The organism is Pseudomonas sp. FW305-70 (assembly GCF_058783925.1).
On the sequence record NZ_JBYSYZ010000005.1, the window covers coordinates 125,863 to 146,449 of the forward strand.

Here is a 20,587-nt window from a genome sequence, read left to right on the forward strand (position 1 = left end):
TTCGTTCCCTCCTCGGCACTCCGGAGCCCGCATGAACCAGGATCAACTCAAACAGGCAGTGGCCCAGGCCGCCGTCGACTTCATCCTTCCGAAACTCGACGACAAGAGCATCGTCGGGGTCGGCACCGGCTCCACCGCCAACTGCTTCATCGATGCCCTGGCCCAGCACAAGGGCGCATTCGATGGCGCCGTCGCCAGCTCCGAAGCCACCGCCGCGCGCCTCAAGGGCCACGGGATTCCGGTGTACGAGCTGAATACCGTCAGCGACCTGGAGTTCTATGTCGACGGCGCCGATGAAAGCGACGAGCACCTGAACCTGATCAAGGGTGGCGGCGCCGCCCTGACCCGCGAGAAGATCGTGGCGGCCGTGGCCAAGACGTTCATCTGCATCGCCGATGCCAGCAAACTGGTGCCGGTCCTCGGTACTTTCCCGCTGCCGGTGGAAGTCATCCCGATGGCCCGCAGCCATGTGGCCCGCGAACTGGTGAAGCTCGGTGGCGACCCGGTCTACCGCGAAGGCGTGCTGACCGACAACGGCAACATCATCCTCGATGTGTTCAACATGCAGATCACCAACCCGGTGGAACTGGAGACACAGATCAACGCGATCGTCGGCGTGGTCACCAATGGTTTGTTCGCGGCACGTCCGGCGGATCTGTTGTTGCTGGGTACCAACGAAGGTGTGAAGACCCTGCGCGCGGAATAAGCCAGACTGCCCAAATTCTCTGGGCAGATGAATGACCTGTGGGAGCGGGCTTGCTCGCGAAGGGGCCGTGTCAGTCAATAGAGATGTCAACTGACAGATTGCCTTCGCGAGCAAGCCCGCTCCCACAGGGTTATGCGTTGTTTGTCAGGGCTGTGGCTTCTTGAACACGTAGAACAGGTTCGGCTCGCTGACGAGGTACAGCGTACCGTCATCGTCCACGGCGATCCCCTCCGCTTGCGGCACGGTTTTCTGCAGGCCCTGGCGCCCCTTGCCCAATGACATTGTGCTCAGCGGACGCCCGCTCACATCCAGCTCCAGAATCAACCGCGATTCATCCGACAGCGCCAGCAAATGCCCGCTGCGCTCGTCGTATTGCAGGCTCGACAGATCCCGCACGAACATCCCGGCATCACGCTTGGGGTCGTTGATCACGTGTATCGAGTAGGATTCTTCAGGATTGAAACGCGGGAATCCGTGCACCTCGTAGATCAACATCGGGTTGCGCTCCTTGGCGACAAACAGGCGCTTGCCCACAGAATCGTAAGCCAGGCCCTCGAAACCCTTGTTGCCGCCCATGTGGACGCCAATGGTCATCTGCTCGGCGTCTGCCGCATCGACAAAAGTGGTGTCCTGCTCCAGACGGATCTTGATCAGCCGCTGCTGGCTTTCATCAGTGACCACATAGATGTCCTCACTGATGAACTCCACCGCCTCCGGATCACCGAAACCGACCAGCGCCACACGGCGCAAAATCCTGCCGTCGAGGGACAACTCGATCAGCTCGCTGTGTTTGTTGGTGACGGTGAACAGGCTTTTGCGCACCGGGTCGTAGGTCAACGCTGAAACGTTGTCCGCCAGGCCATCGATCACCTGCGCTTCGGTCACGACCCGGTATTGATCAAGGCCCATGGTCTGGGAACTCACCGGCTGCCACAGCGTATGCAGATTGAACCAGGCACGCTCGAACAGACGCAGGTATTGGCCGAGCGCAACCACGGTGATCAGCAAGATCACCGACAGGATCAGAATCAGGGATTTGGGGCGGGCAAATCGACGCATTCGGGTGGGCTCTGGGTCAAAACAGGCGGATGAAATATCACGCCCGTCTGAACTGAAGCTTAATGGTCGCGGGCCTTTTACGCACACACAGAGGCATTACCTCTGTTTTTCGAAGCGATAAAACAGGTTCGGCTCACTCACCATGTACAGCGTGCCCGCTTCATCCATGGTTACGCCTTCGGCGCGCGCAATGGTGTTTTTCAGGCCGTTGAAGCCACGCAACAGGGTGATGAAACTGACCTGCTCGCCCTTCTTGTCCAGCTCCAGCAACAGGTGCGAGTCGGCGGACAGCGCCAGCATGTGGCCGGTCCGCGGATCGATGGCCAGCGCCGACAGGTTGCGCATGTCCAGTGCATGGCTGGCCAGCTTCAGCTTGTCGCCGGTCAGGACCTTACCGTCACCCTTCCAGGCAAATAATGCCGGCGGGCGCTCTTCACCCAGCACCAGTTGCTGATTGCGCGGATCCCAGATAACAGCCTCAAAGGCTTTGTTCTGGTCTTTGGAAGGGCCGAGGTCGTATTTCGGGAAGTCGGCGATGTTCAGTTCGCGGGTGTCGGCATCGACCTTGACGATAGCGATCAGATGCTCGCGCTCATCGACAATGGCCAATCGGCCGTCGCCCAGCACGGTGACGCCCTCAGGGTTGCTCCAGCCAACCAATGGCATTTTGCGCAGCACATCACCCTGCAGGTTCAACTCGACCAGGAACGGGTTCTTGCCCATGACCGAAAACAGGGTCTTGGTCTGAGGGTCATAGGCCACGTCCGATGCTTCGTCCTTCTCCATGCCCGGCAACGGCTTGGCATCGATCACCGCGTGATAGTCCGGCAGCCAGATACTGGCCTGACGCTCGTCCGGGCTTTTGAATTGCTCTTTCACCCAGAGCACGCCCCGCGAATCCCAGTGCATGGCAAATGCAACGCCGTAGGCGACAACGGCCACCAACAAGAGCCAGGTGTGCCAACGCAGGGCGAAGCGTGAGCGGCGGGCAGGATTAAGCGTGGATAGCGGAGGAGTGGCCATTGGGGAATGCGTTCCAGAAATTCAGGCTAGGGGTAATAGCACAGTTTGGGGCCGGTTCAGAGGCCGAAAGCCCTGAAATTATCCAGACAGGATGTGAAAAAAACGGGAAATGACAGGGTGAGCCATCTACAGACCACAACAAAACCAATGTGGGAGCGGGCTTGCTCGCGAAGAGGGCGTGACAGTCGACAAAAGTGTTGTCTGACACACCGCTTTCGCGAGCAAGCCCGCTCCCACAACAGGGTACAGCGGCGAACTAACGAACGCTGCTGGTGAAGCGGCTGGCGCCCGGCAGTTCCAGGACGATCTCGTCACCGACATTCAGCGGACCGACGCCCACAGGTGTGCCGGTGAGGATCACATCCCCGGCCTGCAACGAGAAACAGCCGGCCATGTGCTGGATCATCGGCACGATCGGGTTGAGCATTGCGCTGCTGTTGCCGTCCTGGCGCACTTCGCCGTTGATGGTCAGGCGGATGCCGATGTCGGTCAGGTCGGCAAAGGTGCTGCCGGACACGAACGGAGCAATCACCGCCGCACCGTCGAAGGACTTGGCGATTTCCCACGGCAGGCCCTTGGATTTCAGCTCGGCCTGCTTGTCGCGCAGGGTCAGGTCCAGGGCCGGGGCGAAGCCGGAGATGGCGTCGAGCACTTCTTCACGGCTCGGTCTGGTCGACAACGGCTTGCCGATCAACACCGCGATTTCCGCTTCGTAGTGCACCGAGCCGCGCTCGGTGGGAATGCTGAAACCACCTTCCAGCGGCACCACGCAACTGCCCGGCTTGATGAACAGCAGTGGCTCGGTCGGCACCGGGTTATCCAGTTCCTTGGCGTGTTCGGCGTAGTTGCGGCCGATGCACACGACTTTCCCCAACGGGAAATGAATGCGCGTACCGTCGACATACTGGTGCTGATAGCTCATTTACCGTCTCCTGCCTTCAAGGGTGCGTAAGGTTTGCAGCTCAAACCGCGAAGATCTTGCCCGGGTTCATGATGCCGTTCGGGTCAAACACTGCCTTGACCGCTTTCATGTACTCGATCTCGACCGGCGAACGGCTGTAGGTCAGGTAATCCCGCTTGGTCATGCCCACGCCATGCTCGGCGGAGATCGAACCGTTGTACTTCTCGACGGTTTCGAACACCCACTTGTTCACGGTGGCGCACTTGGCGAAGAACTCGTCCTTGCTCAGGTTATCCGGCTTGAGGATGTTCAAGTGCAGGTTGCCGTCGCCGATGTGGCCGAACCAGACGATTTCGAAATCCGGGTAGTGTTCGCCGACGATCGCGTCGATTTCCTTCAGGAACGCCGGGACTTTCGACACGGTGACCGAGATGTCGTTCTTGTAAGGCGTCCAGTGGGAGATGGTTTCGGAGATGTATTCGCGCAGCTTCCAGAGGTTCTGCAGCTGGGTTTCGCTCTGGCTCATCACGCCGTCCAGCACCCAGCCCTGCTCGACGCAGTGCTCGAAGGTTTCCAGGGCGTGGTTGGCCACTTCTTCGGTGGTCGCTTCGAATTCCAGCAGCGCGTAGAACGGGCAGTCGGACTCGAACGGCGCCGGCACGTCGCCACGGGCCATGACCTTGGCCAGGGCCTTGTCGGAGAAGAATTCGAAGGCGGTCAGGTCGAGCTTGCTCTGGAAGGCGTGCAGCACCGGCATGATCGAGTCGAAATCGGCGGTGCCGAGGACCATCGCGGTCAGGTTTTTCGGCGCACGATCGAGGCGCATGGTCGCTTCGACCACGAACCCGAGTGTGCCTTCAGCCCCGATGAACAGCTGGCGCATGTCGTAGCCGGTGGCGTTCTTGATCAGGTCGCGGTTCAGTTCCAGCACGTCGCCCTTGCCGGTGACGACCTTCATGCCAGCGACCCAGTTGCGGGTCATGCCGTAGCGAATCACCTTGATCCCGCCGGCATTGGTGCCGATATTGCCACCAATCTGGCTCGATCCTGCCGAAGCGAAGTCCACCGGGTAGTACAGGCCGTTTTCTTCGGCCACGTTCTGCAGGTGCTCGGTAACCACGCCCGGCTGACAAACGGCGGTGCGGTCAGTGAGGTTCACGTCGAGGATCTGGTTCATGTAGTCGAACGACACGACCACTTCGCCATTGGCCGCTACCGCTGCGGCGGAAAGGCCGGTGCGACCGCCGGAAGGCACCAGCGCGACCTTGTGTTTGTTGGCCCACAGGACAATGGCCTGGACCTGCTCGGTGGTCTTGGGGAACACGATGGCGGTCGGAGCGGGGGCGAAATGCTTGGTCCAATCCTTACCGTAAGCATTCAGGGAGTCGGCATCGGTCAGCACCTTGCCAGGCTCAACCAGGGTCTTCAGCTCTTCAATCAGGGCAGGATTGGTCATCGACAGAACTCTCGAACAATTCATGGTCATCCTGAGAACGCTTCACGTCGCAGGAATGAGTGTTTAGCGGGGTGCATATGCTAGCATACCGACCCCGCAGGGTAGTGCCCAAAGGCTGTTCTGCGGTGACGGCATTCCTGCCGTTCGGGTCAGCTCCGGGCTGCTCCCTTCCCTGCCATTTTTCTCCGGGATACAGGTTTACGCAGATGAGCAAGACTTCTCTCGATAAGAGCAAGATCAAGTTCCTTCTTCTCGAAGGCGTCCACCAATCGGCTGTCGACGTCCTCAAGGCGGCGGGCTACACCAGCATCGAGTACCTCACGGGTTCTCTGCCGGAAGCCCAGCTCAAGGAAAAGATCGCTGACGCTCACTTCATCGGCATTCGCTCGCGCACTCAACTGACCGAAGAGATCTTCGATCACGCGAAGAAGCTGGTTGCGGTCGGCTGTTTCTGCATCGGCACCAACCAGGTTGACCTGGACGCTGCCCGCGAACGCGGTATCGCGGTGTTCAACGCGCCCTACTCCAACACCCGCTCCGTAGCGGAGCTGGTGCTGGCCGAAGCGATCCTGCTGCTGCGCGGCATCCCTGAGAAGAACGCTTCCTGCCACCGTGGCGGCTGGATCAAGAGCGCGGCCAACTCCTTCGAGATCCGTGGCAAGAAGCTGGGCATCGTCGGTTACGGCTCGATCGGTACTCAACTGTCGGTCCTGGCGGAAGGCCTGGGCATGCAGGTGTACTTCTACGACACCATCACCAAGCTGCCATTGGGTAACGCTACTCAGGTAGGCAACCTGCACGAGCTGCTGGCGATGTCCGACATCGTTTCGCTGCACGTACCGGAAACCGCCGCCACCCAGTGGATGATGGGCGAGAAAGAAATCCGTGCCATCAAGAAAGGCGGCATCCTGATCAACGCCGCCCGCGGCACCGTGGTCGAACTGGACCACCTGGCGGCTGCCATCAAGGACAAGCACCTGATCGGCGCGGCCATCGACGTATTCCCGGTGGAGCCACGCTCCAACGACGAAGAGTTCGAAAGCCCGCTGCGTGGCCTGGACAACGTGATCCTGACCCCGCACATCGGTGGCTCTACCGCTGAAGCCCAGGCCAACATCGGTCTGGAAGTCGCGGAAAAACTGGTCAAGTACAGCGACAACGGTACTTCGGTATCGTCCGTGAACTTCCCGGAAGTGGCCCTGCCGGCTCACCCTGGCAAGCACCGCCTGCTGCACATCCACGAAAACATTCCGGGTGTACTCAGCGAGATCAACAAAGTCTTCGCCGAAAACGGCATCAACATCTCCGGTCAGTTCCTGCAGACCAACGAGAAGGTCGGCTACGTAGTGATCGACGTCGACGCCGAGTACTCGGACCTGGCGCAAGAGAAGCTGCAACACGTCAAAGGCACCATCCGTAGTCGGGTGTTGTTCTAAAAGCAGCTACAAGCGGCAAGCTTCAAGCGGCAAGTTGAGTTCGCTTTTGCTTTGACTTGAGGCTTACAGCTTGAAGCTTGCAACTGTAAAAAAGGGAGCCCCAGCGAAGCGGGCTCCCTTTTTTATTTCACATTGACGGTGATCTTCTCGGAAACGATCGGCGGATCGAACGGCATGTGGTTGCTATCGCCCAGTTCCAACTGCAAGGTGTGCTTGCCCGGCGTGAGCGTTACTTCGGCCTGGGTCTGCGCGGCACCGAAATGCTGGTGGTTGGCATCTTTGGGGATCGGCGCCCCGGCGGCCGGCAACTCATCGACATCGATCAGCAAATGGTGATGACCGGTGTTCTTGGTGGTATCGCCCGCCGGTGCCAAGGCAATATTTTCAACAGCGAACTTGACGACGACAGTCTGTGGAACATTTGCGCCGTCCTTGGGAGACACGATGGACACTTCGGCGCCTTTCGGAGCCGGCGTTGCAGCACTGGCCAGCACCGAAACACCCATCAACAGGCCCGCCAAAGCAGCACGTGACATAAAGGTTTTCATTCTCTTCTCCAGTTTTTTCGTAAAATCCGCGTGGCCATGACAACTTCATGGCCATTTGTTGTCGAAGGCACTCGACAACCATAGCAAAGCGAGCCTGAATCAGAGGGTCGCGATAAAAAATTCAAAGGAGTGACCATGCGCTTTCTGCCTGGCCTGATCTGCCTGCTACCCCTTCTGAGCCCTTTGGCTCATGCCGAACTGATTGATGACGTCAACGACCGGGGCGAGTTGCGCATAGCCGTTGAAGCCAACACTCCCCCATTCAACTTCAAGGATGGCGACAAGCTCGCCGGCTTCGAAGTCGAACTGGGCCAACTGCTGGCAAGTGAACTCGATGTCCGGGCCGACTTTGTCGTCACCGACGGCAGCGATCTGCTGACCGGCGTCGAAAGCGGCAAATACGACATCGCTATCAACCACATAGCAGTGACCCCGGATCTCAGGGATCGTTTCGATTTCAGCGAACCTTACGTTCAAGCCCGTGCGCAATTGATCGCGCAAAAAGAAGAACCGCGTTCCATTCTGCTGGTGCAGTCGTTGACCGAAGAGAAGCCCAAAACCGACCCGGTCGTGAGCCTGGCGATTCCTTTTCAGAAGGGAAATCCGGCGTTCCATGCCAGCCTGGAAAGCGCCCTGCAGCGAATCAAGGATGATGGGCGACTGCGAGCGCTGGAGCAGAAGTGGTTGGGGGCGGATGCGGGCGAAGTGCCGAAACCTTGATGAGGGGTGAGATCCTTTGTGGGAGCGGGCTTGCTCGCGAAGGCGGTGTGTCAGACAAGATTAATATCGACTGACCCGGCGCATTCGCGAGCAAGCCCGCTCCCACCGGGGGGGGTGTGTTGGTCAGTCCTGCGCAGCCAATGCCTGAGCCGCTTCAGCCAGTTCCAACTCACTGAACACCTGCACGCCGTGACGCTTGAGCAGCGCCGCCGTTACGCCCTCACCATCGACCTTCACCCCGCTGAACGTCCCGTCATAGGTCAGCAGATTGCCGCAGGACGGGCTGTTGGCCTTGAGGACGGCAATGCGGATGCCGTGATTTTGCACCAGTTCCAGTGCCTGATACGCCCCCGACAAAAACTGCGCACTGACATCCTCGCCCTCGGTGGTGATCACCGCAGCCTGCCGATCGAGGACTTGCGCGCCTTGCCCGCCTGGAATTTCCGCTGCCGCCCGAGGCGTTGGCAAGCCACCGGCGACCTCCGGGCACAACGGTACGATCCGACCTTCGTCGAGCCATTGCTGAAGCTGATCGAACGGCCCGCTGGCCCCGCCGTCGTAACGAACGCGGTGGCCCAACAGGCAGCGGCTGACGAGAATTTTCTGCATGATCAGAACGGCTCGTTGCCGCGCCGCCGGAACCAGCCCGTCAGCGACAGGCGATCGCGGGTCGCGGGCAGGACTTCGTGGGGAACCTCTCCGGAAAGAAACACCACCAGGCAACCGCCGGTAGGCTGCACGTCGTGGACGCGATCGTTGTCGAGGTACATGCGCAACGAGCCGCCGTGCTCGGGAAGCCAGCCATCATTGAGGTAAACCACCGCTGAAACCATGCGCCGGTCGTCATCGCGAAAGCGATCGACATGCTTGAGGTAGAACGCCCCGGGTGGGTACATCGCAAAATGGCTTTCGAAATCCTCAAGGCCGAGAAACAAACCACGATTGATCGCCTCGCGCAGGCTATCCATCAAACTCAGATAGTTGTCGCAAGCCTCGGCCTGGCCGGGGTCGATCCACTGAATATGGTCACCACGAATCCCTTCGCGGATTTCCGAAAACGGTCCACGGCCCACGGCGGCCGGAGCCAGTTCACCCTCGGCAGCACGTTTGCGACACTCGGCCGCCAGCGCTCGGGTCAGGTCCTGAGGCAGGAAAATATTCTGCTGCGACCAGCCGTGCTCGGCCAGGTCGTCGACGATTCGTAACAGCAGCGGGTGATCAGAGGATATTTGCATGCCGCGCATAGTATTCCTGTGCCCGAAAATCCGACAGAGCCGCGCAGCGGGTTGATACGAATTCTCGACAAGTACGGATGCCACACGGAGAATAGTCGCCTGCTGACTGGAGTCCCTATGCGCCGTTTGCTTTTATCACTGCTGATGTTCTGCGTTTTGCCCGCCTGGGCAGACGGCCACGACCAGTTGTACAAGGTCGCCGGCTGGCCGGAACAACGCGCGCATTTCAACGACGCCCTCTCGGCTGCCCAGCAACGCTACCAGGGCAGCCTGCCTCCGGCGGTGTATCAGGCTCTGGTCAATAACAGCAATCAGCGATTTTCCGCCCAGGCCGTGGACCAGCGCGCCGAAGCGCAATTGCGCAAGAACCTCGCCGATCCAAAACCTGCACTGACGTTTTTCCAGTCGCCTCTGGGCAAGAAGATCGTCGCTGCCGAGTTGCTGGCGACCCGTCGCGACCAACTGGCAAAAAATGCCAAGGGCTTGCCAAAGATGCAGGCCAGCGACAGCCGCCTGCTGATCATCGGCCATCTGGCACAAGCGCTGCCTGCTCGCGAGGCCGGCGCGGAAGTCAGCCTGGCGATTGCCGGTGTGGCCGCCGACAGCCTGAGTTCGATGATCCCGGGATTGCTCGGTGCCGGTCAGGCCCAGGGCATGCTCAACGGCCAGCGCCAGCGCCTGATGGACCAGATTGGCAGCGACCTGAACAACACACTGCTGTATGTCTATCGCGACCTGTCGGACGACGAGCTGGAAGAGTTCGCGACCTTTGCCGAATCGACGCAAGGCCAGGCTTACTATCGGGCGGCACTGGCGGCGATTCGCGCGGGGTTGGCGGTGGGGCAGAGCAATTCGAACCTGAGCCAGTGATTTTCGGGGCCTGACAGATCGCTATCGCGGGCAAGCCCGCTCCCACAGTGTTTTGAGTCAATCCACTATTTTGTGATCACTGCGAAACCTGTGAGAGCGGGCTTGCCCGCGATGGGGCCATCACTGTCGCTAAGGATTCCGACCCTTGATCCGCTTGGTCAAAAACCCTAAATACTCCTGCCGCATCACCAACGTCTCATTCGCCAGATGATGCCGCGCCTCAGGCAACATCAGCACCTGAGGCCGATCAAACTTGCCCCGCAACACTTCAAGGTTATGTTCCCAATCCACGGTCATGTCCGCCTGCCCCTGCACGATCAGCGGCCGCCTGGTGCTGACCGGCGCCGCTTCAACGCGTTTGATCCAGCGTGCCAGCGCACCCACCCAGGCTGTCGGCAGACGCAGCGGCTGCAATGGATCGGCCTGCAGGAACGGCAGAAAGGCCGGGTCGTTGGAGTTCTCGCTGAAGCGCCGGGCGATGGCTTTGACGAAAGGCCTGAGCAAGTAATAGCTCAGATGCGACCAACCCCACGCTCGCGGCCGCACCAACGGTGCCAACAGGATCACCTGACCCTGGGCCGGGCTGCTCGCCCCCGCATTCAGTACATGGTCGATCACGATCGCCCCACCGGTACTTTGCCCGCACAGGTGCCACGGTTGCGGCAATTCGAGGGATTGCGCCTCGCTGAACAACCCTTGCAGCGTGTCCTGGTATTCGGCGAAATCCTTGATGCTCGCCCGCTCGCCACTGGACAAGCCATGGCCCGGCAAGTCGCAGGCAATCACCGCAAAGCCTTGGTCCAACGCCCATTCGATCACATGCCGGTAGAGCCCGGTGTGGTCGTAGAAACCATGGATGACAAACAGCGTCGCCTTCGCCCGCTCGGGCCACCAGAACTGGCTGACCAGCTCATATCCATCGACCTCGAAGCGCCCAAGACCGCTGCGCAACTGACGCGGTGCAAAATCCAGCCCGTAGAACTGCTGGTAGACCTTCGCCTGCGCCGACAACGGCTGTCCGGCCGCCAGTGGCAGCAAGCTTGCACGTAGAAGATCGGGGTCGAAAGTGGCCGGCATGGACGATTCCAGAGCGTGAAACGGACTTTATAAGCCTGCGATATTCTTCTGTCGCGCCAAGCATGGCAAGCTAGCCGGCCTTCGAGGACTGAACCGATGCACCCGCCCTTTCGCGCCACCCTGTTTGCCAGCCTGCTCGCCGTGGTGTGTGCCGGCGTATTGTGGGCGGCCTACGACTGGTTCCAGGGGCGTTACCTGCGGGCGTTCAGCGAGCACACGGCGATGTTTTCGGGGGATCCGCTGCGCCTTCCCGATGACCTCGCAGGCCCTGGCGCTATCCGCCTGGTGCATTTCTGGGACCCGGCCTGCCCGTGCAACGTCGGCAATCAACAACACCTGACCGAACTGGTCGAGCGCTATGTCTCCCATGGCGTGGAATTCTATGCCGTGCAAAAACCCGGTAGCCATGGCCAGTTACCGGGCACCTTGAGCCGCCTGAAAACCATCGACGTCCTGCCCGGTTCCGAACAGATCCCCGCCAGCCCGGCCGTGGCGATCTGGGACCGCAGCGGCAAACTGGCCTACTTCGGCCCCTACAGCGAAGGCCTGACCTGCAACTCGAGCAACAGTTTTATCGAACCAATCCTGCAGGCGCTGGATGAGGGCCGTGCGGTGAGTGCCACGCACACACTGGCCGTGGGGTGTTACTGCCCGTGGCCTGCCGATCCGGCGAAGTAGGCAAAGACACACCAATACGAATCCCTCCTACGGGCGATGCGCCAAACCGGCGCGTCGTGTTAAACAGTGCCACCTGGAATCACAATAACAACAAGGAGTCCCCATGAAACGCAGCTTGACTGCTCTCGCGCTGTTGATCGTCGTGCTGGCCGCCGGAGCCGGCTGGTACCTCTACAGTAAGCAGCCGTCACGCCAGGGCATGGTGGAACTGCAACACCTGCAAGGCTCAGTCACCGTGCGCTACGACGAGCGCGGCGTTCCGCACATCCGCGCCGACAACGAAACCGACCTGTATCGCGCACTCGGCTACGTACATGCCCAGGACCGCTTGTTCCAGATGGAAGTCCTGCGTCGTCTGGCCCGTGGCGAACTGGCCGAGGTGCTCGGACCGAAGCTGCTCGACACCGACAAACTGATGCGCAGCCTGCGCATTCGCGAACGCGCCGAAACCTACTTCGCCAATCTCGACAAACAGTCACCCTCTTTCATCGCCATGCAGGCCTATCTGGACGGCATCAACCAGTATCAGGACAGCCACGCCAAACCCGTGGAGTTCGATGTGCTGGGCATTCCAAAACGCCCGTTCACCGCCCAGGACACCATCAGCATCGCCGGTTACATGGCCTACAGTTTTGCGGCAGCATTTCGTACAGAACCCTTGCTGACATTCGTGCGCGATCAACTGGGCCCTGACTACCTGAGCGTTTTCGATCTCGACTGGCAGTCCAAAGGCGTGCTCGACGGGACCGCACCTTCCCTGGCCAGCGCCGACTGGAAAGACCTCAACGCCCTCGCCCGCCTGAGCGAACAGGCCTTGGCTGACAACGGCCTGCCCCAGTTCGAGGGCAGCAACGCCTGGGTCGTCGCGGGCAGCCGGACCCAAAGCGGCAAGCCTCTGCTGGCGGGCGATCCGCATATCCGTTTCTCCGCGCCGTCGGTGTGGTACGAAGCCCAACTCTCCGCGCCGGGCTTTGAACTCTACGGGCATTACCAGGCCTTGATGCCATTCGCCTCCCTGGGCATGAACAACGACTTCGGCTGGAGCATCACCATGTTCCAGAACGACGACCTCGACCTGATCGCCGAGAAGGTCAACCCGGACAATCCCAATCAGGTCTGGTATCGCGGCAAGTGGGTGGACATGGTCACCAGCGAACAGAAGATTGCGGTCAAGGGCCAGGAACCGGTGACGCTGCTACTGCGTCAATCGCCCCACGGTCCAATCGTCAACGATGCCTTGGGCAACGGCGTCGGCAAAACGCCGATTGCCATGTGGTGGGCGTTTCTCGAAAGTCAGAACCCGATTCTGGACGGGTTCTACCAACTCAACCGCGCCGACACCCTGGCCAAGGCCCGCAGTGCCGCAGCAAAAATCCAGGCACCGGGCCTGAACGTCGTATGGGCCAATGCCAAGGGTGACATCGGCTGGTGGGCGGCGGCGCAACTGCCGAAACGTCCGGCGGGTGTACGCCCATGGTTCATCCTCGACGGCAGCACCGCCGAGGCCGACAAGGATGGCTTCTACCCGTTCAGCGCCAACCCTCAGGAAGAAAACCCGGCGCGGGGCTACATCGTCTCGGCCAACTTCCAGCCAGTGTCACCGACCGGCATGGAGATTCCCGGCTATTACAACCTTGCCGATCGCGGCCAGCAGCTCAATCGCCAGCTCAGCGACAAAGCCGTGAAATGGGACCTGGAAAACAGCCAGAAACTGCAGTTGGGCACTACCACCGCCTACGGCCCGCGCTTGTTGGCGCCGCTGCTGCCGGTGTTGCGCGAAGTGCTGAGCGACCCCGCCGAACTCAAACTGGTGGAGCAACTGGCCCAGTGGAAAGGCGACTACCCGCTCGATTCCACCAGCGCCACGCTGTTCAACCAGTTGCTGTTCAACCTGGCTGACGCGACGATGCATGACGAACTGGGTAACGACTTTTTCGAAACACTGCTCTCGACCCGGGTGATCGACGCCGCGCTCCCCCGCCTGGCTGCCAGCGCCGATTCACCGTGGTGGGACAACCGCAGCACCCTCGGCAAGGAAACCCGTGCCGACACGGTGAAGGCCACCTGGCAAGCCAGTCTCGCACACCTCAGGAGCACCCTCGGCGCAGACGCCTCGCAATGGCAGTGGGGTCGCGCGCACACCTTGACCCATGGTCATCCGCTGGGCCAACAAAAGCCGCTGGACCTGGTCTTCAACGTCGGCCCCTTCGCCGCACCCGGCAGCCATGAAGTGCCGAACAATCTCTCGGCGAAGATTGGCCCGGCACCCTGGCCCGTCACCTACGGCCCCTCGACCCGCCGCCTGATCGACTTCGCCGACCCGGCCCACAGCCTGACCGTCAACCCGGTTGGCCAGAGCGGTGTAGTGTTCGACAGTCACTATGATGATCAAGCCGAGGCCTACATCGAAGGGATGTATTTCCAGGCGCATCTCAATGATGAAGAAGTCACGGCCAATACGCGCAGTACGTTGAAGCTGTTGCCGGCGCGGGCGACGCCATAGACTTTTGCTGACTGGACCGGCCCCTTCGCGAGCAAGCCCGCACAGTTGAAATGCGTTCCCCCTGTGGGAGCGGGCTTGCTCGCGAAGAGGCCCTCACAGGCAACAAAGATGTCAGCTCAAACCATCGCCGCAAAATTCAACCTGAACTGCTGCGGCGTCACCCCCAGCCTGCGATTGAACACACTGCGCATGTGCTGGGCATCGCGAAATCCACATTGATAGGCCACGGTCTTGAGCGGCGCACGCGTGCTTTCGAGCATCACCCGCGCCGCATCGACCCGCGCGCGTTCGACGAACTCGGCCGGGGTGATTTTCGCCTCCCTGGCAAACACCCGGGAAAAATTACGCGCACTCATGTTGGCGGCATTGGCCAGGTCGGCGATGGCTAAATCGCCCGTCAGGTTGGCCAGCACGTAATGCTGGACCATCGCCACCGCCGAGTCCGGTTCGGCGTGGGGCGTGAGGAACGGGCTGAACTGCGACTGCCCTCCTGAACGCTGGGTGAACACCACCAGCCGCTTGGCGACATTCAGTGCCACTTCCGGTCCGTGATCCCGGCCCAATAGATACAACGACAGATCGATCCCCGCTGTGACCCCGGCCGAGGTGAACAGGTCGCCGTCCTCAACGTACAGTCGATCCGCTTCCACCCGGGACGAGGGACACAGCGCCGCCAGATCCGATGCGTCCTGCCAATGCGTGGTGATCGTGCGCCCCTCCAGCAACCCGGCGCGGGCGAGCATGAAGGCGCCGTTGCAGATCGAGCCGAACCGTTGCGCCCGCCCGCAGGCCCCGCGCAGCCAGGTGTCGAACGCCACGCCGAAACTCATGAACGGCAATTGCGGCCCGCCAGCCACCAATAACAAGTCGTACGCCTCGAGTGCTTCGCTGAAATGCCGATGGGCATTGAGTGCCAAACCGTTGGAGCACGCCATCATCCCGTGCTCGACACCGATTACCTCCAGCCGATAGTGATCCTGCGGAGCAAGGAATCGATTGGCCTCGGAAAACACATCCATGGGGCCGGTGACATCCAGCGACTGGACGCCGGCGAAGACCACGATGGCGATGGTTTTACTCATGACGTGAATCGCCTCCTTTGGATCTGATTGCACCTTCCCTTTGTAGGAGCGAGCCTGCTCGCGATGAAATCAAAGACGCCGCGGGGTATCAGGCTCCCCGCGTTATCGTTGACGACCATCGCGAGCAAGCTCGCTCCTACAGGGTTTGCATGCACCCTAGCCAAACCAGGCGCAACAAGCGAGGTTGGCGCGATATGCATGCTCATTGGCCGGGATCGCAGCCATGGCGCGATTGTCCGGTTTCGGGGGCCGGAACAGACTGAAACCCTCAGCGCCACCCAGGCGTTCACGACGAGGAAAACTCCATGAGCACCACCATCGCCGGCATCAGGATCCCCGACAGCGCGCTGGCCAAGGCCACCACCGAATACATCCGTGACATCGAATCGGACCTGCTCTACCACCACTCGCGTCGGGTATTCCTGTTCGGCGCCCTGAGCGGTGAGCGCAAGCAATTGGCCTACAACCCGGAATTGCTGTACGTCGGCGCGATGTTCCATGACCTGGGCCTGGTGGTGGGTCACCGCAGCGACAACGAGCGCTTCGAAGTCGATGGCGCCAATGCGGCAGCCGCATTTCTCAAGCCTTACGGGCTGAGCGACGACGATATCGAGCAGGTCTGGCTATCGATTGCCCTGCACACCACACCGGGCGTTCCTCAGCATTTGCGGCCCACCGTGGCGCTGGTAACGGCTGGAGTCGAGATGGACGTGCTGGGCATGGACTACGCGGCGTTCTCCACCGTGCAGCGTGAAGCGGTGGTGCATGCGCATCCACGGGGCGAGGGGTTCAAGGAGTGCATCATCTGCGCGTTTGCCGATGGCTTGCGTCATCGTCCGCAGACTACGTTCGGGAATGTGAAGACGGATGTGCTGGTGGATCAGGAACCGGGATTCAAGCCGATGAACTTCGTCGAGGTCATTCGCCAATCCCCATGGATCGCATAAACAAATGTGGGAGCGGGCTTGCTCGCGAATGCAGTGTGTCAGGCGACTATGATGTCGGCTGACACTCCCTCTTCGCGAGCAAGCCCGCTCCCACATATGGACCGGGTTGGCCACAAGGTTGTGGTCAACCCGGCATCAGGCTCAGGCCGCTTCCGGTGCCTGCGCGCGACGCACGTCCGGTTGCTTCCACGAATCGGCTGCCGCTTCTTCGATCGCTTGCTGGATCGCACGCTTGCGGCTTTCTTCGGCGCGACGGCTGAAGAACCAGACCAGGAAGGTCACAATGGACACCGCCAGCAGGATCAGGCTGGCCACGGCGTTGATCTCGGGCTTCACGCCCAGACGTACCGCCGAGAACACTTCCATCGGCAGGGTCGTGGACCCCGGGCCCGACACGAAGCTCGCCAGCACCAGGTCATCCAGCGACAGGGCGAACGACATCATGCCGCCCGCTGCCAGCGACGGCGCGATCATCGGGATGGTGATCAGGAAGAACACCTTCCACGGCTTCGCGCCCAGGTCCATGGCCGCTTCTTCGATGGACAGGTCCAGCTCGCGCAAGCGTGCCGAGACCACCACCGCCACATAGGCCGCACAGAAGGTGGTGTGGGCGATCCAGATGGTGACGATGCCGCGTTCCTGCGGCCAGCCGATCATCTGCGCCATGGCCACGAACAGCAGCAACAGCGACAGACCGGTGATCACCTCAGGCATCACCAGCGGCGCGGTCACCAGGCCACCGAACAGGGTGCGGCCCTTGAAGCGCGTAATACGCGTCAGGACGAACGCCGCCAGGGTACCCAGCGCCACCGCCGCCACCGCCGTGTAGCAGGCGATTTCCAGCGAGCGCACCACCGAGCCCATCAGTTGCGAGTTGTCGAGCAGGCCGACGTACCACTTGATCGACCAACCACCCCACACCGTCACCAGTTTCGAGGCGTTGAACGAGTAGATCACCAGGATCAGCATCGGCAGGTAGATGAACAACAGACCCACTACCAGCATCAGGCTGGAGAAACGGAAGCGCTTCATTCTTTACCCTCCATTTCCTTGGCCTGACTGCGGTTGAACAGGATGATCGGCACAATCAGGATCGCCAGCATCACCACCGCCAGGGCAGACGCCACCGGCCAGTCACGGTTGTTGAAGAACTCTTGCCAGAGCACTTTACCGATCATCAGGGTTTCCGGGCCGCCAAGCAGTTCCGGAATCACGAACTCACCCACCACCGGGATGAACACCAGCATGCAGCCGGCGATGATGCCGTTTTTCGACAGCGGCACGGTGATTTTCCAGAAGCTGTTGAAGGTGCTCGAGCCCAGGTCGGACGCAGCTTCCAGCAGGCTCTGGTCATGCTTCACCAGGTTGGCGTACAGCGGCAGGATCATGAACGGCAGGTAGGAATAAACCACACCGATGTAGACCGCCAGGTTGGTGTTGAGGATCTGCAGTGGCTCGCTGATCCAGCCCATGCTCATCAGGAAACCGTTGAGCAGGCCGTTGTTGCTGAGGATGCCCATCCACGCATACACGCGGATCAGGATCGCGGTCCAGGTCGGCATCATGATCAGCAGCACCAGCACCGTCTGCACTTCCTTGCGGGCAATGGAGATGCCGTAGGCCATCGGGTAGCCGATCAGCAGGCAGAGGATGGTGCTGAACAGCGCCATCTTCAACGAGCCCAGATAAGCGGCGATGTACAGTTCGTCACCGGCCAGCATGGCGTAGTTGCCCAGGTTAAGCAGCAACTGCAGCTTCTGCTCGGCGTAGCTGTAGATTTCGGTGTAGGGCGGAATGGCCACGTCCGCTTCGGCGAAGCTGATCTTCAAAACGATGAAGAACGGCAGCATGAAGAACAGGAACAGCCAGATGAAGGGAACCCCGATGACCATCTGACGGCCACCGGGAATTATTCGATTGAGTCGACGCTTGAATTTGCGCATGTTCATGAGCGGAGCACCACGCCGCTGTCGTCTTCCCAGTACACGTAGACCTGATCACCCCAGGTCGGACGCTGCCCGCGACGTTCGGCGTTGGCCACGAACGACTGCACCAGCTTGCCGCTTGGCAGTTCGACGTAGAACACCGAGTGCCCGCCCAGGTAGGCGATGTCGTGCACCTTGCCGCTGGACCAGTTGTACTGGCAGGTCGGCATGTCGGCGGTGACCAGCAGTTTTTCCGGACGGATCGCGTAGGTGACCGACTTGTCCTGCACCGAAGTGCTGATGCCGTGGCCGACGTAGATCTGACGATCCAGGTCTTTGCAGGTAATGATCGCGTGGCCTTCGGCATCGTCGATCACTTCGCCTTCGAAGATGTTCACGTTACCGATGAATTCACAGACCAGGCGGCTGGTCGGGGTTTCGTAGATGTCGATCGGGCTGCCGATCTGGGCGATCCAGCCCAGGTGCATGATTGCGATACGCTCGGCCATGGTCATGGCCTCTTCCTGGTCGTGGGTCACCATGACGCAGGTTACGCCGACACGCTCGATGATCTCCACCAGCTCCAGCTGCATTTGCGAGCGCAGTTTCTTGTCCAGTGCGCCCATCGGTTCGTCGAGCAGCAGCAGCTTCGGTCGCTTGGCCAGGGAACGGGCCAGGGCCACACGCTGACGCTGACCACCGGACAACTGATGCGGCTTGCGCTTGGCGTACTGGCTCATCTGTACCAGCTTGAGCATGTCGGCCACCCGCGCATCGACTTCGGCGGCAGGCAGTTTGTCCTGCTTGAGGCCGAACGCGATGTTCTGCGCCACGGTCATGTGCGGGAACAGCGCGTAGGACTGGAACATCATGTTGATCGGCCGCTCGTAGGGCGGCATGTCAGTGATGTCTACGCCATCGAGGAAAATGCGCCCCTCCGTGGGCCGTTCGAAACCTGCGAGCATGCGCAGCAACGTGGACTTGCCCGATCCCGAGCCGCCGAGCAGGGCGAAGATCTCACCCTTCTTGATTTCCAGGGACACGTCGTCCACGGCAATCGTCTCGTCGAACTTCTTCGTGACCCGGTCGATTTTGACCAGCACCTGTTTAGGTTGCTGGTCGCCCTCGAGGGCTTTCTTATAGGCGCCGGAGGCAACTGCCATTTACGAAACTCCCAAAAAAAAGAGTGCAGTTCGCTCAAGGTGAGCCAACCTTGGATAGTTTGAGCCTTGAAGCTATTTGCCCGACTTGACCTTGGTCCAGCTGCGGGTCATCAAACGTTGAATGTTCGGCGGTAACTCGACCGACACGTAGGTCTTGTCGAGTACCGCTTGCGGTGGATAAACCGCTTCATCGGTGCGAATGGACTGTTCCATCAGTTTGTCCGACCCGGGGTTCGGGTTGGCGTAGCCGACGTAATCACTGACCTGAGCGATGACCTCAGGCTTGAGCAAATAGTTGATGAAGGCGTGAGCCTGCTTGACGTTGGCCGAGTCCTTCGGAATCGCCAGCATGTCGAACCAGAGCGCGCCGCCTTCTTTCGGGATCGAGTAGGCGATGTTCACGCCTTTCTTGGCTTCTTCGGCGCGGTTCTTGGCCTGGAAGATGTCGCCGGAGAAACCGATCGCCACGCAGATATCGCCGTTGGCCAGGTCCGCGATGTACTTGGAGGAGTGGAAGTAGGTCACGTAAGGGCGCACGGCAAGCAACTTGGCGGTGGCCTTTTCGTAATCCTTGGGATCAGTGCTGTTAGCGTTCAGGCCCATGTAGTTGAGCACTGTCGGCATCATTTCATCGGCGGAATCGAGGAACGCGACGCCACAGCTTTGCAGCTTCTTGATGTTCTCCGGCTCGAACAGCACGCCCCACGAATCAATCGTATCGACGCCCAGCACAGCCTTGACCTTGTCGACGTTGTAACCGATGCCGTTGGTGCCCCACAGGTACGGCACGGCGTACAGGTTGCCCGGATCGTTCTGCTCCAGGCGCTTGAGCAGCACCGGGTCGAGGTTCGAATAATTCGGCAGCTGCGACTTGTCGAGCTTCTGGAATGCCCCGGCCTTGATCTGTTTGCCGAGGAAGTGGTTCGACGGCACGACCACGTCGTAGCCGGTACGCCCGGCCAGCAACTTGCCTTCCAGGGTTTCGTTGGAATCGAAAACGTCATAAACCGGTTTGATCCCGGTCTCTTTCTGGAAGTCGGCCAGGGTGGTCTCGCCGATGTAGTCCGACCAGTTATAAATATGCACGGTACCGGCGGCCTGGACACTGACGGCCATCGTCAGCCCGGCGCCCACCAGCATGGCATTGCGCAACAAAGAAAAAACAGGCACGTGGAGGTCCTCTGAAATTAGTTGGGCCCAAGTTGCCCCGCGTTACATGACAACCGTGGTTGCCCGGCAACAAAACCGGCGCGCAACT

The 20,587-nt window shown here is 60.4% G+C and carries 20 protein-coding genes; 7 read left to right on the forward strand and 13 right to left on the reverse strand.

What is annotated here, in order from left to right; genetic code table 11:
• Positions 1-31 precede the first annotated feature (31 nt).
• Entirely contained in the window at positions 32-706 is a 675-nt protein-coding gene (gene rpiA / locus AC3WN7_RS05965; protein ID WP_102673491.1) for a ribose-5-phosphate isomerase RpiA, read from the forward strand.
• A gap of 144 nt (positions 707-850) precedes the next feature.
• Here the strand turns inward: rpiA and AC3WN7_RS05970 are convergent, their stop codons facing one another.
• The 4 genes from AC3WN7_RS05970 to AC3WN7_RS05985 form a co-directional block, all read right to left on the reverse strand.
• Positions 851-1,765 carry an SdiA-regulated domain-containing protein gene (locus AC3WN7_RS05970; RefSeq protein ID WP_095964249.1) on the reverse strand — a complete coding sequence of 305 codons (915 nt, stop codon included), beginning with the start codon at positions 1,763-1,765 and terminating at the stop codon, positions 851-853.
• Between the two features lie 96 nt (positions 1,766-1,861).
• The gene (locus AC3WN7_RS05975) at positions 1,862-2,788 is read right to left on the reverse strand and encodes an SdiA-regulated domain-containing protein (RefSeq protein WP_102673492.1); all 927 of its coding nucleotides are present in this window, start codon (positions 2,786-2,788) and stop codon (positions 1,862-1,864) included.
• A gap of 256 nt (positions 2,789-3,044) precedes the next feature.
• Positions 3,045-3,710 (reverse strand): fumarylacetoacetate hydrolase family protein, encoded by a 666-nt coding sequence (locus AC3WN7_RS05980; RefSeq protein WP_015097256.1) that lies wholly within the window; start codon positions 3,708-3,710, stop codon positions 3,045-3,047.
• 40 nt (positions 3,711-3,750) lie between these two features.
• Entirely contained in the window at positions 3,751-5,145 is a 1,395-nt protein-coding gene (locus AC3WN7_RS05985; protein ID WP_032829505.1) for an FAD-binding oxidoreductase, read from the reverse strand.
• Positions 5,146-5,351: 206 nt separating this feature from the next.
• Here AC3WN7_RS05985 and serA point away from each other — a divergent pair, with 206 nt between their 5' ends.
• Positions 5,352-6,581: a phosphoglycerate dehydrogenase gene (gene serA, locus AC3WN7_RS05990; protein ID WP_007976393.1), complete on the forward strand. Its 1,230-nt coding sequence runs from the start codon at positions 5,352-5,354 to the stop codon at positions 6,579-6,581.
• Between the two features lie 122 nt (positions 6,582-6,703).
• On the opposite strand, the gene AC3WN7_RS05995 is transcribed toward serA, so the two are convergent.
• Complete coding sequence (locus AC3WN7_RS05995; protein ID WP_102673493.1) at positions 6,704-7,129, reverse strand: DUF4399 domain-containing protein; 426 nt, start codon at positions 7,127-7,129, stop codon at positions 6,704-6,706.
• Between the two features lie 135 nt (positions 7,130-7,264).
• Between AC3WN7_RS05995 and AC3WN7_RS06000 the strand changes: the two genes are divergently transcribed.
• Positions 7,265-7,849: a transporter substrate-binding domain-containing protein gene (locus AC3WN7_RS06000; RefSeq protein WP_095964252.1), complete on the forward strand. Its 585-nt coding sequence runs from the start codon at positions 7,265-7,267 to the stop codon at positions 7,847-7,849.
• A gap of 123 nt (positions 7,850-7,972) precedes the next feature.
• Here AC3WN7_RS06000 and AC3WN7_RS06005 read toward each other — a convergent pair whose 3' ends face one another.
• Entirely contained in the window at positions 7,973-8,458 is a 486-nt protein-coding gene (locus AC3WN7_RS06005; protein ID WP_095964253.1) for a 2-thiouracil desulfurase family protein, read from the reverse strand.
• 2 nt (positions 8,459-8,460) lie between these two features.
• Entirely contained in the window at positions 8,461-9,093 is a 633-nt protein-coding gene (locus AC3WN7_RS06010; RefSeq protein ID WP_095964254.1) for a 2OG-Fe(II) oxygenase, read from the reverse strand.
• A gap of 108 nt (positions 9,094-9,201) precedes the next feature.
• On the opposite strand from AC3WN7_RS06010, the gene AC3WN7_RS06015 reads away from it, so the two are divergent.
• Positions 9,202-9,954: a DUF2059 domain-containing protein gene (locus tag AC3WN7_RS06015; protein WP_102673494.1), complete on the forward strand. Its 753-nt coding sequence runs from the start codon at positions 9,202-9,204 to the stop codon at positions 9,952-9,954.
• Positions 9,955-10,083: 129 nt separating this feature from the next.
• Here AC3WN7_RS06015 and bipL read toward each other — a convergent pair whose 3' ends face one another.
• Positions 10,084-11,031, reverse strand: a complete 948-nt coding sequence (gene bipL / locus AC3WN7_RS06020; RefSeq protein WP_102673495.1) for a phospholipase BipL — start codon at positions 11,029-11,031, stop codon at positions 10,084-10,086.
• Positions 11,032-11,127: 96 nt separating this feature from the next.
• On the opposite strand from bipL, the gene AC3WN7_RS06025 reads away from it, so the two are divergent.
• Together AC3WN7_RS06025 and AC3WN7_RS06030 are read left to right on the forward strand one after the other, a co-directional pair.
• A complete protein-coding gene (locus tag AC3WN7_RS06025; RefSeq protein ID WP_102673496.1) occupies positions 11,128-11,709 on the forward strand; it encodes a DUF6436 domain-containing protein in 582 nt (193 codons plus the stop codon).
• A gap of 103 nt (positions 11,710-11,812) precedes the next feature.
• Positions 11,813-14,212 (forward strand): penicillin acylase family protein, encoded by a 2,400-nt coding sequence (locus AC3WN7_RS06030; protein ID WP_102673497.1) that lies wholly within the window; start codon positions 11,813-11,815, stop codon positions 14,210-14,212.
• A gap of 116 nt (positions 14,213-14,328) precedes the next feature.
• On the opposite strand, the gene AC3WN7_RS06035 is transcribed toward AC3WN7_RS06030, so the two are convergent.
• Positions 14,329-15,294, reverse strand: coding sequence for a GlxA family transcriptional regulator (locus tag AC3WN7_RS06035; protein WP_095964259.1), 966 nt, complete (start codon positions 15,292-15,294; stop codon positions 14,329-14,331).
• Between the two features lie 305 nt (positions 15,295-15,599).
• Here AC3WN7_RS06035 and AC3WN7_RS06040 point away from each other — a divergent pair, with 305 nt between their 5' ends.
• Entirely contained in the window at positions 15,600-16,241 is a 642-nt protein-coding gene (locus AC3WN7_RS06040; RefSeq protein WP_095964261.1) for an HD domain-containing protein, read from the forward strand.
• Between the two features lie 141 nt (positions 16,242-16,382).
• Here AC3WN7_RS06040 and AC3WN7_RS06045 read toward each other — a convergent pair whose 3' ends face one another.
• The 4 genes from AC3WN7_RS06045 to AC3WN7_RS06060 all read right to left on the reverse strand — a co-directional run bounded on the left by AC3WN7_RS06045 (position 16,383) and on the right by AC3WN7_RS06060 (position 20,499).
• Positions 16,383-17,273 (reverse strand): ABC transporter permease subunit, encoded by an 891-nt coding sequence (locus AC3WN7_RS06045; RefSeq protein WP_015097268.1) that lies wholly within the window; start codon positions 17,271-17,273, stop codon positions 16,383-16,385.
• Complete coding sequence (locus tag AC3WN7_RS06050; protein WP_172435671.1) at positions 17,270-18,151, reverse strand: ABC transporter permease subunit; 882 nt, start codon at positions 18,149-18,151, stop codon at positions 17,270-17,272. Before AC3WN7_RS06050 ends, AC3WN7_RS06045 begins: the two co-directional genes overlap by 4 nt.
• 35 nt (positions 18,152-18,186) lie before the next feature.
• Positions 18,187-19,329, reverse strand: a complete 1,143-nt coding sequence (locus AC3WN7_RS06055; RefSeq protein WP_095964263.1) for an ABC transporter ATP-binding protein — start codon at positions 19,327-19,329, stop codon at positions 18,187-18,189.
• A gap of 72 nt (positions 19,330-19,401) precedes the next feature.
• On the reverse strand, positions 19,402-20,499 hold the full coding sequence (locus tag AC3WN7_RS06060; protein WP_095964264.1) for a polyamine ABC transporter substrate-binding protein: 1,098 nt from the start codon (positions 20,497-20,499) through the stop codon (positions 19,402-19,404).
• Positions 20,500-20,587: the final 88 nt, after the last annotated feature.

Excerpts from the sequence above, each read along its gene's own strand:
- rpiA (WP_102673491.1), top strand. The coding sequence starts at position 32 with ATGAACCAGGATCAACTCAAACAGGCAGTGGCCCAGGCCGCCGTCGAC.
- AC3WN7_RS05970 (WP_095964249.1), bottom strand. The coding sequence starts at position 1,765 with ATGCGTCGATTTGCCCGCCCCAAATCCCTGATTCTGATCCTGTCGGTG.
- AC3WN7_RS05975 (WP_102673492.1), bottom strand. The coding sequence starts at position 2,788 with ATGGCCACTCCTCCGCTATCCACGCTTAATCCTGCCCGCCGCTCACGC.
- AC3WN7_RS05980 (WP_015097256.1), bottom strand. The coding sequence starts at position 3,710 with ATGAGCTATCAGCACCAGTATGTCGACGGTACGCGCATTCATTTCCCG.
- AC3WN7_RS05985 (WP_032829505.1), bottom strand. The coding sequence starts at position 5,145 with ATGACCAATCCTGCCCTGATTGAAGAGCTGAAGACCCTGGTTGAGCCT.
- serA (WP_007976393.1), top strand. The coding sequence starts at position 5,352 with ATGAGCAAGACTTCTCTCGATAAGAGCAAGATCAAGTTCCTTCTTCTC.
- AC3WN7_RS05995 (WP_102673493.1), bottom strand. The coding sequence starts at position 7,129 with ATGAAAACCTTTATGTCACGTGCTGCTTTGGCGGGCCTGTTGATGGGT.
- AC3WN7_RS06000 (WP_095964252.1), top strand. The coding sequence starts at position 7,265 with ATGCGCTTTCTGCCTGGCCTGATCTGCCTGCTACCCCTTCTGAGCCCT.
- AC3WN7_RS06005 (WP_095964253.1), bottom strand. The coding sequence starts at position 8,458 with ATGCAGAAAATTCTCGTCAGCCGCTGCCTGTTGGGCCACCGCGTTCGT.
- AC3WN7_RS06010 (WP_095964254.1), bottom strand. The coding sequence starts at position 9,093 with ATGCGCGGCATGCAAATATCCTCTGATCACCCGCTGCTGTTACGAATC.
- AC3WN7_RS06015 (WP_102673494.1), top strand. The coding sequence starts at position 9,202 with ATGCGCCGTTTGCTTTTATCACTGCTGATGTTCTGCGTTTTGCCCGCC.
- bipL (WP_102673495.1), bottom strand. The coding sequence starts at position 11,031 with ATGCCGGCCACTTTCGACCCCGATCTTCTACGTGCAAGCTTGCTGCCA.
- AC3WN7_RS06025 (WP_102673496.1), top strand. The coding sequence starts at position 11,128 with ATGCACCCGCCCTTTCGCGCCACCCTGTTTGCCAGCCTGCTCGCCGTG.
- AC3WN7_RS06030 (WP_102673497.1), top strand. The coding sequence starts at position 11,813 with ATGAAACGCAGCTTGACTGCTCTCGCGCTGTTGATCGTCGTGCTGGCC.
- AC3WN7_RS06035 (WP_095964259.1), bottom strand. The coding sequence starts at position 15,294 with ATGAGTAAAACCATCGCCATCGTGGTCTTCGCCGGCGTCCAGTCGCTG.
- AC3WN7_RS06040 (WP_095964261.1), top strand. The coding sequence starts at position 15,600 with ATGAGCACCACCATCGCCGGCATCAGGATCCCCGACAGCGCGCTGGCC.
- AC3WN7_RS06045 (WP_015097268.1), bottom strand. The coding sequence starts at position 17,273 with ATGAAGCGCTTCCGTTTCTCCAGCCTGATGCTGGTAGTGGGTCTGTTG.
- AC3WN7_RS06055 (WP_095964263.1), bottom strand. The coding sequence starts at position 19,329 with ATGGCAGTTGCCTCCGGCGCCTATAAGAAAGCCCTCGAGGGCGACCAG.